The organism is Arthrobacter sp. OV608 (assembly GCA_900110595.1).
In the GTDB taxonomy this organism is placed as follows: domain Bacteria; phylum Actinomycetota; class Actinomycetes; order Actinomycetales; family Micrococcaceae; genus Arthrobacter.
Map to the genome: position 1 here is coordinate 146,694 of FOEZ01000001.1, position 16,059 is coordinate 162,752.

13 protein-coding genes are annotated in these 16,059 nt (G+C 67.0%); 10 read left to right on the top strand and 3 right to left on the bottom strand.

The annotated features are described in order from the left end of the window. Positions 1–104 precede the first annotated feature (104 nt). On the top strand, positions 105–401 hold the full coding sequence (gene groES / locus BMX78_RS00765; protein ID WP_050054380.1) for a co-chaperone GroES: 297 nt from the start codon (positions 105–107) through the stop codon (positions 399–401). A 78-nt stretch (positions 402–479) separates the two neighbouring features. Further along, positions 480–2,096, top strand: a complete 1,617-nt coding sequence (gene groL / locus BMX78_RS00770) for a chaperonin GroEL (protein WP_091415198.1) — start codon at positions 480–482, stop codon at positions 2,094–2,096. 73 nt (positions 2,097–2,169) lie between these two features. Here the strand turns inward: groL and BMX78_RS00775 are convergent, their stop codons facing one another. Continuing rightward, complete coding sequence (locus BMX78_RS00775) at positions 2,170–2,769, bottom strand: dihydrofolate reductase family protein (protein WP_091415200.1); 600 nt, start codon at positions 2,767–2,769, stop codon at positions 2,170–2,172. 5 nt (positions 2,770–2,774) lie between these two features. Beyond that, complete coding sequence (locus BMX78_RS00780) at positions 2,775–3,371, bottom strand: dihydrofolate reductase family protein (protein WP_091415203.1); 597 nt, start codon at positions 3,369–3,371, stop codon at positions 2,775–2,777. 59 nt (positions 3,372–3,430) lie between these two features. On the opposite strand from BMX78_RS00780, the gene BMX78_RS00785 reads away from it, so the two are divergent. The 7 genes from BMX78_RS00785 (at position 3,431) to BMX78_RS00815 (ending at position 14,178) form a co-directional block, all read left to right on the top strand. Then, positions 3,431–4,954 carry an ATP-dependent DNA ligase gene (locus BMX78_RS00785; protein WP_091415206.1) on the top strand — a complete coding sequence of 508 codons (1,524 nt, stop codon included), beginning with the start codon at positions 3,431–3,433 and terminating at the stop codon, positions 4,952–4,954. A gap of 132 nt (positions 4,955–5,086) precedes the next feature. Beyond that, positions 5,087–6,721, top strand: coding sequence for a helix-turn-helix transcriptional regulator (locus BMX78_RS00790; protein WP_091415209.1), 1,635 nt, complete (start codon positions 5,087–5,089; stop codon positions 6,719–6,721). Between the two features lie 94 nt (positions 6,722–6,815). After that, positions 6,816–7,163: a hypothetical protein gene (locus BMX78_RS00795; protein WP_091415211.1), complete on the top strand. Its 348-nt coding sequence runs from the start codon at positions 6,816–6,818 to the stop codon at positions 7,161–7,163. Further along, positions 7,160–8,269, top strand: a complete 1,110-nt coding sequence (locus BMX78_RS00800) for a flavin-containing monooxygenase (RefSeq protein ID WP_091415214.1) — start codon at positions 7,160–7,162, stop codon at positions 8,267–8,269. Before BMX78_RS00795 ends, BMX78_RS00800 begins: the two co-directional genes overlap by 4 nt. A 9-nt stretch (positions 8,270–8,278) precedes the next feature. Continuing rightward, the gene (locus BMX78_RS00805) at positions 8,279–10,357 is read left to right on the top strand and encodes an acyltransferase family protein (RefSeq protein WP_211482540.1); all 2,079 of its coding nucleotides are present in this window, start codon (positions 8,279–8,281) and stop codon (positions 10,355–10,357) included. A 237-nt stretch (positions 10,358–10,594) separates the two neighbouring features. Further along, positions 10,595–12,106 carry an IMP dehydrogenase gene (gene guaB / locus BMX78_RS00810; RefSeq protein ID WP_050054391.1) on the top strand — a complete coding sequence of 504 codons (1,512 nt, stop codon included), beginning with the start codon at positions 10,595–10,597 and terminating at the stop codon, positions 12,104–12,106. 212 nt (positions 12,107–12,318) lie between these two features. Beyond that, complete coding sequence (locus tag BMX78_RS00815) at positions 12,319–14,178, top strand: ABC transporter ATP-binding protein (protein WP_091415221.1); 1,860 nt, start codon at positions 12,319–12,321, stop codon at positions 14,176–14,178. On the opposite strand, the gene BMX78_RS00820 is transcribed toward BMX78_RS00815, so the two are convergent. Beyond that, positions 14,175–14,714 (bottom strand): hypothetical protein, encoded by a 540-nt coding sequence (locus BMX78_RS00820; RefSeq protein ID WP_286138735.1) that lies wholly within the window; start codon positions 14,712–14,714, stop codon positions 14,175–14,177. The genes BMX78_RS00815 and BMX78_RS00820 overlap by 4 nt on opposite strands. 167 nt (positions 14,715–14,881) lie before the next feature. On the opposite strand from BMX78_RS00820, the gene BMX78_RS00825 reads away from it, so the two are divergent. Next, positions 14,882–16,018, top strand: a complete 1,137-nt coding sequence (locus tag BMX78_RS00825; RefSeq protein ID WP_091415226.1) for a GuaB3 family IMP dehydrogenase-related protein — start codon at positions 14,882–14,884, stop codon at positions 16,016–16,018. Positions 16,019–16,059: the final 41 nt, after the last annotated feature.

Below are 16,059 nucleotides of genomic sequence, written 5' to 3' on the forward strand. Positions count from 1 at the left end.
AAGAGCTGCCAGCCAGGCTGCTGCCGGCACCGCGACGACGGTTTGCCAGCCAGGGCGGGAAGCTTTCCAGTCCACGAATTTGCTGACGAAAAGGAGAGGTCCGAGTGTCGGTCTCTATTAAGCCTCTTGAGGATCGTATTGTTGTCCGCCCGCTCGAAGCCGAGCAGACCACGGCTTCCGGCCTGGTTATCCCGGACTCCGCGCAGGAGAAGCCCCAGGAAGGCGAAGTTGTTGCAGTAGGCCCCGGCCGCTTTGACGACAACGGCAACCGCGTCCCGCTGGACGTTGCCGAGGGCGACGTTGTTATCTACTCCAAGTACGGCGGAACCGAAGTCAAGCACAGCGGCACCGAGTACCTCGTGCTGTCCGCCCGCGACGTCCTGGCGATCGTCGTAAAGTAACTCTTTCGGATCCCCGTGCCGCTGGTCATGCCTACTGCTGGTCAGCTGCACGGGGTTCTGTCTTGAAAGGACTGAATCATGGCAAAGCAGCTTGCGTTTAACGACGCTGCACGCCGGTCTCTTGAAGCCGGCATCGACAAGCTCGCCAACACCGTCAAGGTGACGCTCGGCCCCCGCGGCCGCAACGTTGTCCTGGACAAGAAGTGGGGCGCGCCCACCATCACGAACGACGGCGTCACCATCGCCCGCGAAGTTGAGCTGGACGACCCGTACGAGAACCTTGGCGCCCAGCTGGCCAAGGAAGTTGCCACCAAGACCAACGATGTTGCCGGCGACGGCACCACCACCGCAACGGTCCTGGCCCAGGCACTGGTCAAGGAAGGCCTGCGCAACGTTGCAGCAGGTGCTGCCCCCGGCCAGATCAAGCGCGGCATCGAGGTTTCCGTTGAAGCCGTCGCCGCCCGCCTGCTGGAGAACGCCCGCCCCGTAGAAGGCACCCAGGTGGCCAGCGTTGCAGCCATCTCCGCCCAGAGCGATGAGGTTGGCGAGCTCCTGGCCGAGGCTTTCGGCAAGGTTGGCAAGGATGGTGTGATCACCATCGAGGAGTCCTCCACCACGCAGACCGAGCTGGTCCTCACCGAGGGCATGCAGTTCGACAAGGGCTACCTGTCCCCGTACTTCATCACGGATGCGGACCGCCAGGAGGCAGTCCTCGAAGACGCCCTCATCCTGATCAACCAGGGCAAGATCTCCTCGCTGCAGGACTTCCTGCCGCTGCTGGAGAAGGCACTTCAGGCCGGCAAGCCGCTGTTCATCATTGCTGAAGACGTCGACGGCGAGGCCCTGTCCACGCTGATCGTCAACCGCATCCGCGGCACCCTGAACGTGGTTGCCGTCAAGGCTCCTGGCTTCGGTGACCGCCGCAAGGCCATGCTGCAGGACATTGCCACCCTCACCGGTGCGCAGGTTGTGTCCCCGGAGCTGGGCCTGAGCCTGGACACCGTTGGCCTTGAGGTGCTGGGTACCGCCCGCCGCATCACGGTCACCAAGGACAACACGACCATCGTTGACGGCGCCGGAACGGCCGAGGACGTGGCAGCCCGCGTGGCACAGCTGCGTGCCGAGCTGACCCGCACCGACTCCGACTGGGACAAGGAGAAGCTCCAGGAGCGCCTGGCCAAGCTGGCCGGCGGCATCGGCGTGATCAAGGTCGGCGCAGCCACCGAGGTTGAGCTGAAGGAAAAGAAGCACCGCATCGAGGACGCCGTGTCCTCCACCCGCGCTGCCCTCGAAGAAGGCATCGTGGCCGGCGGCGGTTCGGCCCTGATCCACGCCCTCAAGGCACTGGATGAGGACCCCGCTGTCAAGGCCCTCGACGGCGATGCAGCAGCTGCTGTGGGCATCGTCCGCCGCGCCCTGGTCCAGCCGCTGCGCTGGATCGCCCAGAACGCCGGCTTCGACGGCTACGTCATCACGGCCAAGGTTGCCGAACTCGAAACCAACAACGGCTTCAACGCCAAGTCGGGCGAGTACGAGGACCTGATCGCCGCCGGTGTGATCGACCCCGTCAAGGTCACCCGCGCAGCCCTCCGCAACGCAGCCTCCATCGCTGCCCTGGTTCTCACCACCGAGACCCTTGTTGTAGAGAAGCCTGCCGACGAAGACGAGCACGCAGGCCACAGCCACAGCCACTAAGCCCCACCGTCGCAAAAAACCGGTCCAGCATCAGCTGGGCCGGTTTTTTGTACCCGGGAAACCCCGGGGGAGTTTACTTTTTCACGGCGTAGCGCACATGGGTGGCAAATGTGGAGCTGACGGTTTTGATGATTTCCAGGTCGATGTCCTGATCGAAGCTGTCGAACAGGCGCTTGCCCGCTCCCAGGATCACCGGTGCCGTGGACAGCACGAGCTCGTCCACCCGCCCGGCGGCCAGTGCCTGCCGGATCACGTCCGCACCGCCGCCGATCGACACGTCCTTGCCTCCGGCCTCCGCAACAGCCCGCGCCAGGGCTTCCTCAAGCCCGGACACAAACGTGAACCCGGACTCTGTCGCAGGCTGGTCCTGCACACGGTGGGTAAGCACCATCAGTGGGCCGGGGAACGGGTTGGTTCCTCCCCACGCTCCGGCAGCGTCGTACATCCCGCGGCCCACAATGCCGGCGCCCAGGCCGGCAACAAGTTCGTCGTAGAAGTCCTTGTCGGGGCCCTGCATCGCGAAGTCGTGTCCGCCGTCGTAGGTCCAGGGGCCGCCCATCACCCAGTGGTGCAGCCGTTCGCCGCCCTTGCCCAGGCCGTAGGCTGGCCCGTCGTCGGGGCCGGTAATAAAACCGTCAACCGAGGTGGTGATGGCCGCGATGACCCTGGCCAAGGTTGTCAGCCCATCTCACGGGTTTCGACGTCGCCTGCGCGCTCGTAGACCAGGGACACCGCCCCTTTCGGGAAGCTTCGTGCCGGCTCGGCGAGGCGGAAGGAAGCGGGGATGGTTCCGGCGTCGAAGAGGCGCTTGCCCTGCCCCAAGGTGACCGGGTAGAGCCAGATGTGGAGGCGGTCCAGCACGTTGGCCGCGAGCAGCGAGCGGATGAGGACGCCGCTGCCGAACATGTGCACCTCGCCGTACTCGCCGCGGAGCCTTCCCGCGGCGGTGGCATCCGGCAGCACCGTAGTGCCCTCCCAGCCTGGCGATGTAAGGCCCTTGGACACAACGAACTTGGGCACCCGGTTGAGCGTGCCCCCGATCTCGTCAGACTGGTGGGGCCAGTAGGCGGCAAAGATGTCATAGGTCTTCCGGCCCAGAAGCAGGGCGTCAATCTTGGCGATCTCCTCGCCGATGGCGGCCCCGGCCTCGTCATCGGACACCGGCGCCTGCCAGCCACCGAAGGCGAAATTGCCCTCGGTGTCCTCTTCGCGGCCGCCGGGCGCCTGGTACACGCCGTCAAGGGTAAGGAACAGGTTTGCAACGATGATTCCCACGCGTCCAGTGTGGAGCAGCCTCCGGGCGCTGTCCAGAGTCCGCGTGGAAGACTGATGCCATGCTGCTCGATGAGCTCGTGAAGACCACGGACGCCGTCGCGTCCACCCGCTCCAGGCTCGCGAAGGTGGACGCGCTGGCGGACCTGCTGCGCCGGCTGGACGCCGCGGAGATCACGACGGCGGTTGGCCTGCTCAGTGCCAGGCCGCGGCAAGGCAGGGTAGGGATCGGCTGGCGCGGCATGTCGGCGGCCATGGGGGAGCCCGCCGCTGCACCCAGCCTCACCGTGGCCGACCTCGACGCCGCATTGGACCGGCTGCTCGCCACTGCCGGTGCCGGATCAGCCGCGGAGCGCGCCGCCACCCTCCGGACACTGACCGCGGCAGCCACCGAACGCGAGCAGGCATTCATCGCCGGAGTGCTGCTAGGCGAGTTGCGGACCGGCGCGCTGGAGGGGGTACTGACTGATGCCGTGGCGCGTGCCGCCGACCGGCCGGTTGAGGCAGTTCGCCGCGCGGCCATGCTCTCCGGCAATCTCGGCGGTACGGCCCTGCTGGCGCTGACGGGCACGGCGGCCGAGCTGGATGAGGTGGGCCTCGTCGTCGGCCGTCCCGTGCAGCCCATGCTCGCCGCCACAGCGGCCAGCGTGGACGCGGCGCTTGAGGTCACGGGCGAGGCCTCCGTGGAATATAAGCTCGACGGCGCCCGCATCCAGGTGCACCGGGTTGGCGACGACGTGCGCATCTTTACCCGAACGCTCGCCGAGGTGACCCACCGCCTGCCCGAAGTGGTGGAGGTGGTGCGCGGTCTGCCGGTGCGCGACGTGATCCTCGATGGCGAGACCCTCGCCCTGGATGAGGACGGCGGGCCCCGGCCATTCCAGGAGACGATGTCGCGTTTCGGGGCGGAGGCGGCGCGGACCACCCTGCTGCACCCATGGTTTTTCGACGTGCTGCACCTTGACGGCCGCGACCTGTTGGACGAGCCGCTGGCCACGCGGCTCGCGGTGCTCGAACGCATCGCGCCCGGGCACAGAATCCCTGGAAAAATCACGGCTGATGCCGCTGTTGCCGGGCAAGTGTCCCGCGATGCGCTCGCCGCCGGCCACGAGGGCGTAATGGTGAAGGCCGTGGGATCGGCCTACGCGGCCGGCCGGCGTGGATCCAACTGGATCAAGGTGAAACCGGTGCTCACCTACGACCTGGTGGTGCTCGCCTGCGAGTGGGGGTCGGGGCGGCGCACCGGGCTGCTGTCCAACCTGCACCTGGGCGCGCTTGACCCCGATGGAGAGTTCGGCCCGCCGGGCGGGTACGTGATGGTGGGCAAAACCTTCAAAGGCCTCACCGACGCGTTGCTGCAATGGCAGACCGAAAGGTTCCAGGAGCTTGAGGTGCGCCGCACCGCCGGGACGGTGTGGGTGGAGCCCGTCACTGTCGTCGAGATCGCGATCGACGGCGTGCAGCAGTCCACGCGCTATCCGGGCGGGATTGCGCTCCGCTTCGCCCGGGTCAAGCGCTACCGCGACGACAAAACCGCGGCGGAGGCAGACACCATCCAAACGCTCCGCGGACTGCTCCGCTCCTAGCCGGTCAGGCTGTTGTCTCAGCTGCGCCGCGGGCGTACGGTGGCGCTTAAGTACGGCCGCCCGTGCATTGTAAAGAGGTCCTGAAAGCACCCGCATGGCGGGCCGGCAGGGTGGTATCCGAAAGGAGGCCAGGTGACAGCTGAGACAGGCCTGGACCAGGGCCGGTCAGCCTTTCGTGACCACCGGTGGACCGATGCGTTCGAAAACTTCCGCGATGCGGACCAGCGGGGTGGACTGCCGGCAGCGGACCTTGAACGGCTGGCCACGGCGGAGATCCTGACCGGCAACGCGGTGACCGGCCTGGAATCGCTCACCCGGGCCCACGAGGAGTACCTGGTCATGGGCGACATCGTGGGCGCCGCCAGGTGTGCTGGCTGGATGGCGATGCACTTAACGCATCTGGGGGAGGGGGCACGGGCCGGAGGTTGGCTGGCACGCGGCCGGAGGCTGGTGGATGAACTCGCCGAACCGGACGCGGTGCAGGGCTTCCTGCTCATCCCGCAGTGCCTGGGAATGCTGTACGGCGGCGACCCCGCAGGAGCCCTCAAGCTGTTTTCCCAGGCTGCGCAGATCGGCCAACGGTTCCAGGACAGGGACCTGTCCGCTCTCGCGCTGCTCGGTACGGGCCAGGCCACCCTGGAACTGGGCCGGCCCGAGGAGGGCCTGCGGATCTTCGATGAAGTGATGGTGGCAGTCACGGCGGGGGAACTCTCAGCAGTGCCGTCAGGGATTGCCTACTGCGCCGTGATCGGAAACTGCCACATTGCCTTCGACCTGGAACGGGCCTTGCAATGGACGGCCGCCCTCGACCGCTGGTGCCGGGACCGCCCCGACATGGTCGCCTTCAGCGGACAATGCCAGGCCCACAGGGCAGAACTGTTCCGGCTGCACGGAGCCTGGGCGGAAGCGCTCGAAGCAGCCACCGCGGCCCAGGATCGATCCGGCCGGGGTGATCCCCAGGCGATGTACGGGGGCCATTACCAGCAGGGCGAAGTAGAGCGGCTGACCGGGAAACTGGATCTGGCGGAAACTTCCTTCATGCAGGCGGCGCGCAGCGGTTATGAGCCGCAACCCGGACTGGCCCTGGTGTCCCTGGCGCGCGGCGAGGTGCAGCAGGCGCAGGCAATGATCCGGCGGGCCGCTGGCCTGGCTGACGCCGCTACGCGCCGGCATCTGTTGCCCGCGCTGGTGGACATCGAGCTGGCAGTGCCTGACCTGCCCGCAGCGGGCAAGGGTGCCGCGGAACTGGGCCGCTTCGCGCAGGAGTGCCCCCTGCCCATGGTGCGGGCGGTCGCGCGCCAGGCTGAAGGAGCGGTCCGGCTGGAGGAAGGTGATCCGGGCGGCGCGGCCCAATCCTTGCGCCAGGCCTGGCATCTCTGGCTTGAACTTGGCGTGCCGTACGAGGCTTCCCGCTGCCGGGTCCTGATCGGACGGGCCTGCCGGGATCTTGGCGATGAGGCGTCAGCACGGATGGAGTTCGAAGCGGCGCATGCGGAGTTCCTGGAGCTGGGAGCGGCGCCGGCGGCTGCCTGGGCGGCCTCGCTGATGCCAACGAACGACGGCGGGACTGCCGGGCCACTGACCCCCAGGGAAGCGGAGGTGCTGCGGCTCGTGGCCTCCGGCCAGGGCAACCGGGCCATTGCGGCGCTCCTTTTCCTCAGCGAAAAGACGGTGGCACGGCATATCAGCAACATCTTCCTGAAGCTGGGCCTGTCCTCGAGGGCCGCGGCCACCAGGTATGCCTTTGAACACGGGCTGGCCGGCTGAAGGGATCTGCACAGAATTACCCATCCAGTGCCCGCCGCGCATTTGCATAATTTCCCCGAAGCCGGGAAGAAGGCCCCGATCATAGCCTCGAAGCATGAACCTTCCAGTCCTTGCAGGCACCCTCTCGACGGTGCTCTTTGCCGTGGGAATGCTGCCAATGCTGGTGAAAGCCGCACGCACGCGGGACCTCGCTTCCTACAGCCTGGGGAACCTGGTCCTGAGCAATGTAGCCAACGCCGTGCACTGCGTTTACGTTTTCAACCTCCCGGCCGGGCCCATCTGGGTCCTCCACCTCGCCTACGTCCTCGCCTCCGCGCTGATGCTGGCGTGGTGGCTGCGCTACCGGGAAGCGGACAGCGACGGCCGGAGCACCCGGGCAGCAGGACACCAGGAACGTTCAACAGCAGGCATCCCCGTTAAAGAAGCAGGAGCACAGCCATGAACAACAACAACGTGACCGGCATGCTGGACACGATCATCATCGGCGGCGGCCAGGCAGGCCTCACGGTGGGCCATCACCTGAAGAAGCAGCAACAGAACTTCCTCATCCTGGACGCAAACCCGCGCACGGGAGACGCATGGCGCCAGCGCTGGGACTCGCTCCGGGTGTTCACCCCCGCCAAGTACGACGGCCTGCCGGGCGAGCCGTTCCCGGCAGACCCGCTGTCCTTCCCCACCAAGGATGAGGTGGCCGGATACCTGGAAGGATACGCCGAACGGAACGCCCTGCCCGTGCTGCACGGCACCCGGGTGGAACGCTTGTGGCGGGAAGGCGGGCACTTCATCGCAGCAGCAGCCGACGGACGCCGCTGGGAGGCGCGCAACGCCGTCGTCGCCACCGGAGTCAGCCAGACCCCCAAGGTTCCCGGCTTCGCCACGGATCTGGCACCTTCTACGGTCCAGCTCCATTCGGCCTCCTACCGGAATCCGGGGCAGCTGCAGGACGGCTCCGTCCTGGTGGTGGGGCTGGGAAACTCGGGCGCAGAGATCGCCTTCGAAGTGAGCAGGACGCATCCCACCACTGTCGCCGGAAAGCCCGGCGGCGAACTGCCGGTGAAGCACGGGCGGGCCGCCGCCCGCTATGTGCTGCCGGTGGTGCGCTTCCTCGGCCTGCACGTCCTGAACCTCAACACTCCGGTGGGACGCAAAGTGGCGCCCGCCTTCAAGGCACACGCCGCGCCCCTGATCCGGACTAAAACCAAGGACCTGGCCGCAGCAGGGGTGCGCTTGGTGCCACGGGTCACGGGTGTGGAGGACGGGAAGCCGGTCCTGGCGGACGGCACCCGGCTGGACGTTGCAAACGTGATCTGGTGCACCGGTTTCCGCGACGACTTCAGCTGGATCGATCCGGACCTGCTCGTGGACGGTGAGCTGCCGCGGCAGCACCGCGGCGTGGCGCTTGATACGCCGGGTTTGTTCTTCCTGGGGCAGGAATTTTTGTACGCTGCGGCATCGGCAACACTGCCGGGAGCGGGCCGCGACGCGCGGTACTTGGCCGGAAAAATACCCTCCCTGGGTAGAATCGATGTTTTGCCTATGCGCCAGTGAGGTCTATTAGTGTCCGTAGCGAGAACAGAGGCTGCAGCCAAACCGGTGCCCGGAGCCAGTACCAGAAGCCGGAAACCCACCTTCCGGCCCGAGGTCCAGGGGCTCCGGGCGCTCGCCGTGCTGATGGTAGTTGCCTACCATGTGTGGCTTGGCCGGGTGTCCGGCGGCGTGGATATTTTCCTGCTGATCTCGGCCTTCCTGCTCACACTGTCGTTCGTCCGGAAAGCCGAGGCCGGGCGTCCTTTCGGCCTCGTGGCGCACTGGCTGCACCTGTTCAAGCGGCTGTTGCCGGCCGCCGTCGTGGTGATCCTGGGCGTCCTTGCCGGAACCTGGCTGATCCTGCCGCAGAGCCGCTGGCCGCAGGTGCTGGACCAGGCCTGGGCCTCCCTCCTGTACAGCCAGAACTGGCTGCTCGCCGACACCGCCGTTGACTACTACGCCCAGGACCACGCCGGGGCCAGCCCCCTCCAGCACTTCTGGTCGCTCTCCATCCAGGGCCAGGTGTTCATCCTCTGGCCGCTGGTCTTCGCGGGAACTGCGGGGCTGCTGGTGCTCCTGCGCCGGGTTCCTGCCTGTGCCGGCATAACCTACCGCGGGCTGCTTGCGGTGGTCTTCGGCGCCGTCTTTGCCTGGTCGCTCGCCTACTCGGTGGAGCAGACCGCCACCAACCAGGCGTACGCCTACTTCGACACCCGCGCCCGCCTCTGGGAGTTCGCCCTCGGGTCCCTGCTGGCCCTCGCGCTGCCCTACCTCAAACCCGCACGGGGCCTGCGGGTAGTGCTGGGCTGGGCCGGGCTGGCTGCCATGGTCTCGTGCGGCCTGCTGCTGACCGTGGACCGTTCCTTCCCCGGATACGTCGCGCTGTGGCCCACGCTGGCCGGCGCCGCCATCATTACGGCCGGGCAGACCGGGAGCCGCTTCGGCGTGGACAGGTTCCTCAGCAGCAAGCCGCTGGTGGCACTGGGGGATAATTCCTACGCGCTGTACCTGTGGCACTGGCCGGTCCTTGTCCTTGCGCTCGCCGCCACCGGCGTGGAGGCACCCAACCTGGTCCAGGGCCTCGCCATCGTCGGGGCCTCCGTGGTCCTGGCCGTCCTCACCACCCGCTTCGTGGAGAAGCCGCTGCGGGACTGGCACTGGCCGAAACTGCGCGCGTGGCGCACCGCCGTCGTGATTGTTGCCTGCGGCGCCCTGCTGGCAGGTCCCGTGGCCGTTTGGCAGACCACGCTCACCGCTGAGGAAAGCGCGACGGCGGCACAGCCGCGGGAGCTCACGCCCGGGGCCGCGGCGCTAAGCCCCGGGAACGCCGCCGTACCCGCCCCTGACGCCAGGATCATTCCGGGCCCCGCCGCTCTGGACAACGACTGGGCCGGCATCCAGGACCCGTGCGTCGGTGCCAACGCCACCCTTGATCCCATCCTCGAAGGCTGCCGGCAGGCGGTTCCGGAGGGGGAGGTGACCAAGCGCATCGTGGTCCTGGGGGATTCGCACTCGCAGCAGTACCTGGGCGCCCTCGCGCCCATCGCGGCAGCACGCGGCTGGGAACTGGTAACGCTGCTGATGCCGGCATGCCGCTTCGGTGCAGAATCGGAGACCCGCAACGCTGAGTGCAACGCCTACAACCAGGCCAGCGCCGCCTACGTCCTGGAACACCGGCCGGACGCAGTGTTCACCGTGGCATCGCTGACCCATGAAGAAGCGCCGTTCGAGACCGAGGTGCCCGGCTACCTGGACGGCGTCCGGCAGTTCGCGGACGCGGGCATCGAGATCGTAGGGATCCGGGACAACCCGCGGTTCACTTTCAACATGCCCGAGTGCGTGCAGCGCAACGGCGCAGACGCCCACGAATGCAGCGTCCCTGTGGAGGAGTCCTTGGCGGACCCGTCCCCGCTGGAGGCCTACCGGGGCAAAGTCGAGGGGCTCCACCTGATGGACCTGAGCGACTTCATCTGCGCCCGCGGCATCTGCCCGGGCGTGGTGGGGAATGTGTATGTCTATAAGGATGACAACCACCTCACCCGGACTTATGTGGAGACCATGATCCCCATGTTCGATCAGCGCCTCCTCGCCGCCACAGGCTGGAGCTGAAGAGTTAGCCCGCGGCTGGGACGTTAGGGAGCGGGCGGGGCGTGCGGTTGCTCACATTGCCGGCTTGGAATAGGGGGATCGGCGCCAAGGTTCTAATATTTACTCAACACTTTCTGACCTCCGGACCGCCGCGCAGCGGTGATCTGCACAACTTCCTGCACAGGCCAGTCCCGTAATGACGGGCTGGTCATCGGCTGCAACCCCTACCCGCACGCAACCAAGGTAAGAGGCGCACTCATGACCGAGCCCGAACACAACCCCTTTGGCTTCATCGGCCTGACCTACGACGACGTCCTGCTCCTTCCGGGCCACACGGAGGTCATCCCCTCCGAAGCGGACACGTCCTCCCGGATTTCCAAGCGGATCACCGTGCAGACGCCGCTGCTGTCCGCGGCCATGGACACGGTGACAGAATCGCGGATGGCTATCGCCATGGCTCGCCAGGGCGGCCTGGGCGTGGTGCACCGCAACCTGTCCATCGCCGACCAGGCGGACCAGGTGGACCGCGTCAAGCGCAGCGAGTCGGGCATGATCACCAACCCGCTGACCATCCGGCCCGAGGCGACGCTGCGCGAACTCGATGACCTGTGCGCCCAGTACCGCGTGTCCGGCCTGCCGGTTGTTGACGAGGACAACCGCCTTTTGGGCATCGTCACCAACCGCGACACCCGCTTTGTGCCTGAGTCCGACTTCCCGCTGCGGCTCGTCAGCGACGTGATGACCAAGATGCCCCTGGTCACCGGGCATGTGGGCATCAGCCGCGAAGAGGCCTCGCACAAACTGGCCACCAACAAGATCGAAAAGCTGCCCCTGGTGGATGAGCAGGGCCGGCTGAAGGGCCTGATCACCACCAAGGACTTCACCAAGGCGGAGCAGTACCCGCTGGCCACGAAGGACGATGAAGGCCGCCTCCGCGTAGGCGCTGCCATCGGCTTCTTCGGGGACGGCTGGGAGCGCGCCATGGCACTGGTTGATGCCGGCGTCGACGCCCTGTTCGTGGACACGGCCAACGGCCACTCGCAGGGCGTGCTGGACATGATCCGCCGCCTGAAGTCCGATCCCGTGGCGGCGCATGTGGACGTCATCGGCGGCCAGGCGGCCACCCGTGAAGGCGCCCAGGCCCTGATCGACGCCGGTGCCGACGGCATCAAGGTGGGCGTGGGACCGGGCTCCATCTGCACTACCCGCGTGGTGGCCGGTGTGGGCGTTCCACAGATCACGGCCATCTACGAATCCGCCAAGGCAGCCATCCCCGCCGGCGTTCCCCTCATTGCCGACGGCGGCCTGCAGTACTCGGGCGACATCGGCAAGGCCCTGGTGGCCGGCGCCGACACCGTGATGCTCGGCTCCCTGCTGGCCGGCTGCGATGAATCACCGGGCGAACTGATCTTCGTCAACGGCAAGCAGTTCAAGTCCTACCGCGGCATGGGCTCCCTCGGCGCAATGCAGTCCCGGGGCAAGAACACGTCCTACTCCAAGGACCGCTACTTCCAGGCGGACGTTTCCGGTGATGACAAGCTCATTCCCGAAGGCATTGAAGGCCGTGTGGCGTACCGCGGGCCGCTGGCTTCCGTGGCCTACCAGCTGGTGGGCGGCCTGCGCCAGACCATGTTCTACACCGGCGCACCCACCGTCCCCGAGCTGAAGGCGCGCGGCAAGTTCGTCCGGATCACCCCGGCCGGGCTGAAGGAATCGCACCCGCATGACATCCAGATGACGGTCGAGGCGCCGAACTACGGCTCCCGCTAATCCCCGGCGCCTCCCTGACCTTGCTTCGCTGCGGCCAGGGAACCCTGGCGCCGTGGGCCCAACCGGCGCGTCCCTGACCTTGCTTCGCTGCGGCCAGGGAACCCTGGCGCCGTGGGCCCAACCGGCGCCTTCCGGGACCCGGTGGTTGGGGTTGTCGTAACCCGATTTCGGCACACTCAACCGCCGGGATCTGCCGCCACTAGGCTGATCTCATGCCCCCATCACGCCATCCGGCGGAACTGACCCCCAAGCGGGAACCCTCGCGGCGCCTGGCCCTTCGCCCTTACGCCCGGGCCGTAGCCCAGGTGTTGCGGGTCAGTTTCCGCGCCTCCCCGGGCGCCGTCATCATGAAGGTGCTCGGCTCTCTGATCTCGGCCGTGCTACCCCTGGTGACCACGTACTTCGCCGCGCTCACCACCACGGCCCTGGCAGCCGCTTACTCCGGTGACGCCGGGGCGGGCCAACTGGCAATTGTCTACGTCATCATCACCGCCGCGCTCGGCCTCTTCTGGGGCGCCTTCAACAGCGTGGACCGCTACATCCAGCAGCTGATGAGCTTCAAGGTGGGCGCCATCGTGGGCGACCAGATGTACGAGCGGTTCCTCGCGCTCGAGTTCTGGCGCTACGACGACAAAGAAACCGTTGACCTGTACGACCGCGCCAAACGCTTCTCCGACTCCTACGCCCGCGTGCTGGACCGGATTGCCGCCATCTTCACCCAGCTCGTTTCCGTGGTCCTCGCCGTGGGAGCCCTGCTGCTGGTCAGCTGGTGGATCGCGGTGATTGTCCTGGTGGCGATTGTGCCCAGCGTCTACCTGCAGTTCAAGCTGTCCCGGGAGCAGATCGCGCACTGGAACACGCAGGTGGACTCCCGGCGGCAGCGCCGGATGATCGAACAGAACCTGCTCCGGCCGCAGCACATCGCCGAGATGCGGCTGTACGGCATCGTGGGCTTCCTGATGGATCTCCGTTCCCGCCTGCGCGACGCCGACGAGCGCCGCCGTCTTGATTTCCAGCGCCGCTACATCCCCAAGCAGCTTGCCGCCGACGCCCTCCAGTACGGCGCAGAAGTGGTCTCGTTGATCTGGGTGGTGGGGCAAATCATCACCCGCGCACAGCCGGTGGGCCAGTTCCTGTACGTGCAGCAGATCGTCAGCCGAGCGCTGTCCACGGCCAACAACCTGGTCTCCTCCCTCAGCTCCATCGACGAGGACCTGGCAAACCTGAAGGATTATGAGCTGTTTATGGCATTGCCGGTGCACTCAGAGCACGCCCCGCCCCTGCTGGAGGCGCCGAAAACCGTTGAGCTCAAGGACATCCGGTTCACCTACACCGGCAGCGACATCGAGGTGATCCGCGGCATCAGCATGACCATCCGGGAAGGCCAGCACATCGCCATCGTGGGGGAGAACGGCGCCGGGAAGTCCACCCTGATCCGCATCCTCGCTGGCCTCTACCGGCCCGACTCCGGGCAGGTAATGCTCGACGGCGTGGACCTGGCCGCCGTCGACGTCACCTCCTGGCACCGCCACCTGGCCGTGCTGAGCCAGGAGTTCCTGAAATACGAGTTCGCCACGGCAGCGGAAAACATCTACTTCGGCGACGTCGACTCGCCCCGGGACGAGGTCCGCATCCGCAGGTCCGCCGCGGACGCCGAGGCACTGGACTTCATCAACAAGCTGCCGAACGGGCTGGACAACCACGTCAGCAACTGGATGGAGGACCCGCGCGGACGTAAGGGCAGCGGCCTTTCCGGCGGCCAGTGGCAGCGCCTGGCGATGGCCCGGAACTTCTACCGGGACGCCTCATTCATGGTGATGGACGAGCCGACGTCCGCCATCGACGCCCTGGCCGAGCATCGCATTTTCACCCGCCTTTTCGCGGACCGGAGCAGCACCATCATCGCCATCAGCCACCGCCTGGCCACCATCGAAAAAGCAGACATCGTGTACATGCTGGAGGACGGCAGGATCGTGGAGCAGGGCACGCACAAGGAACTGGTCTCCCTTCGGGGCCGCTACTTCAGGATGTTCGAATCCCAAATCCCCGTCGAGGAAGCCACCGGAACTTAAGTCTCCACAATGGTGGTGCGGACCTGGGCCAAGCTGGGACGGGGCGGGACGCTGCTGAAGCCAAAAGTCACGGCCGGTGCAATGGGCGCCAGCGGGCCGGCGTCGGCGCCCTTCCAGTGGACGACGGCGGACGCAACGGCATGGAGGTCGCTCACCCCGTAAAACTCCCGCCTGCCGCTACCCGCAGTACCGGCAGTCCGGGAGCCCCCGCTGAGCAAACCCGCTACCGGGCTGACAGCCCGCAGCCACCGGGGATGGACGGCGAGGGGGCGCGGGACTGCCCGCAATGTGCTGCCCAGGAGCGTCCGCCCGCCGAAGCGTGCGCTGATGGCCAGCGGGCCGGCGTCAACTGTCAAAGCCAGGTGCTCCAGCCGGGCTGAAACACCAACCACCCGGACTTCGTCAAAACTGTAGGTGCTTGAGATGAAGTCAGCCACGTCCTGCGTGGGCGCGAGCAGCAGCCTGTGCCCGGAGGGCTCCTGCACCATGACGTCGGCGAACGGACCAAACGGGGAGGAGTCCCAGATTCCCACCACTGCCCGCAGGCCCGATCCGGTGCCAATGCCGGCAATATGGCCGTCGAAGATCCAGCGGCTGCCCTCCCCACCGTCCCCCTAACCTCGCAAGCTCGGCCAGGGAACCCTGACGGCGTGGGCCCAGCCTTCAGACAGGGACAGCACTGCGGCTGGGATAACCTAGAGCAGTGACTTACGAGATCGAGATCGGCCGTGGCAAGCGTGGGCGTCGTGCCTACTCCCTGGATGACATTGCAATTGTCCCTAACCGTCGTACCCGCGACCCCAAGGACGTCTCCGTCTCGTGGCAGATCGACGCCTACCAGTTCGATATGCCCGTCATCGCGGCCCCGATGGACTCGGCCATGTCCCCGGCAACAGCCATTGCCCTGGGCAAGCTCGGCGGCCTGGGTGTGCTGGACCTTGAAGGGCTCTGGACCCGGTACGAGGACCCCGAGCCCGTCCTCGACGAGATCGGTGCGCTCGAAGACGAGGTCAACAGCCCCGCCGTGACCGGGCGGATGCAGGAGCTGTACAAGGCACCCATCCAGCCCGACCTGATTACATCCCGCCTGGCTGAAATGCGGGCCGCCGGCGTGACCGTGGCAGGCTCCCTCACCCCGCAGCGCACCCAGGAGCACTACAAGACCGTCCTGGCTGCCGGCGTCGACATCTTTGTGATACGCGGAACCACAGTGTCCGCCGAGCACGTGTCCAAGGACCACGAGCCGCTGAACCTCAAACAGTTCATCTACGAACTGGACGTCCCCGTCATCGTGGGCGGCGCGGCCGGGTACACCCCCGCCCTGCACCTCATGCGCACCGGCGCAGCCGGCGTCCTGGTGGGCTTCGGCGGCGGCGCCACTACCACCACCCGCCGCGCCCTGGGCATCCACTCGCCCATGGCATCAGCCATTTCCGACGTCGCCGCGGCCCGCCGCGACTACATGGACGAGTCCGGCGGCCGCTACGTCCACGTGATCGCCGACGGCGGCATGGGCACCTCCGGCGACATCGTCAAGGCGATCGCCATGGGAGCCGACGCCGTGATGCTCGGCAGCGCGCTGGCCCGTGCCGAAGAAGCACCCGGCAAGGGCTGGCACTGGGGCCAGGAGGCACACCACCTGGAACTGCCCCGAGGCGACCGCGTCAACGTCGGAACGGTCGGCCCCCTTGAAGAGGTCCTCTTCGGACCGGGCCACCACACCAACGGAACCGCAAACCTCATCGGTGCCCTCCGCCGCTCCATGGCCACCACCGGCTATTCGGACCTGAAGGAATTCCAGCGCGTCGACGTCGTGGTTTCCCCCTATTCCGGGAACTGACGCAGGGGGCAGGCCAATCCATGCCTGCCCTGCCCAAGCGT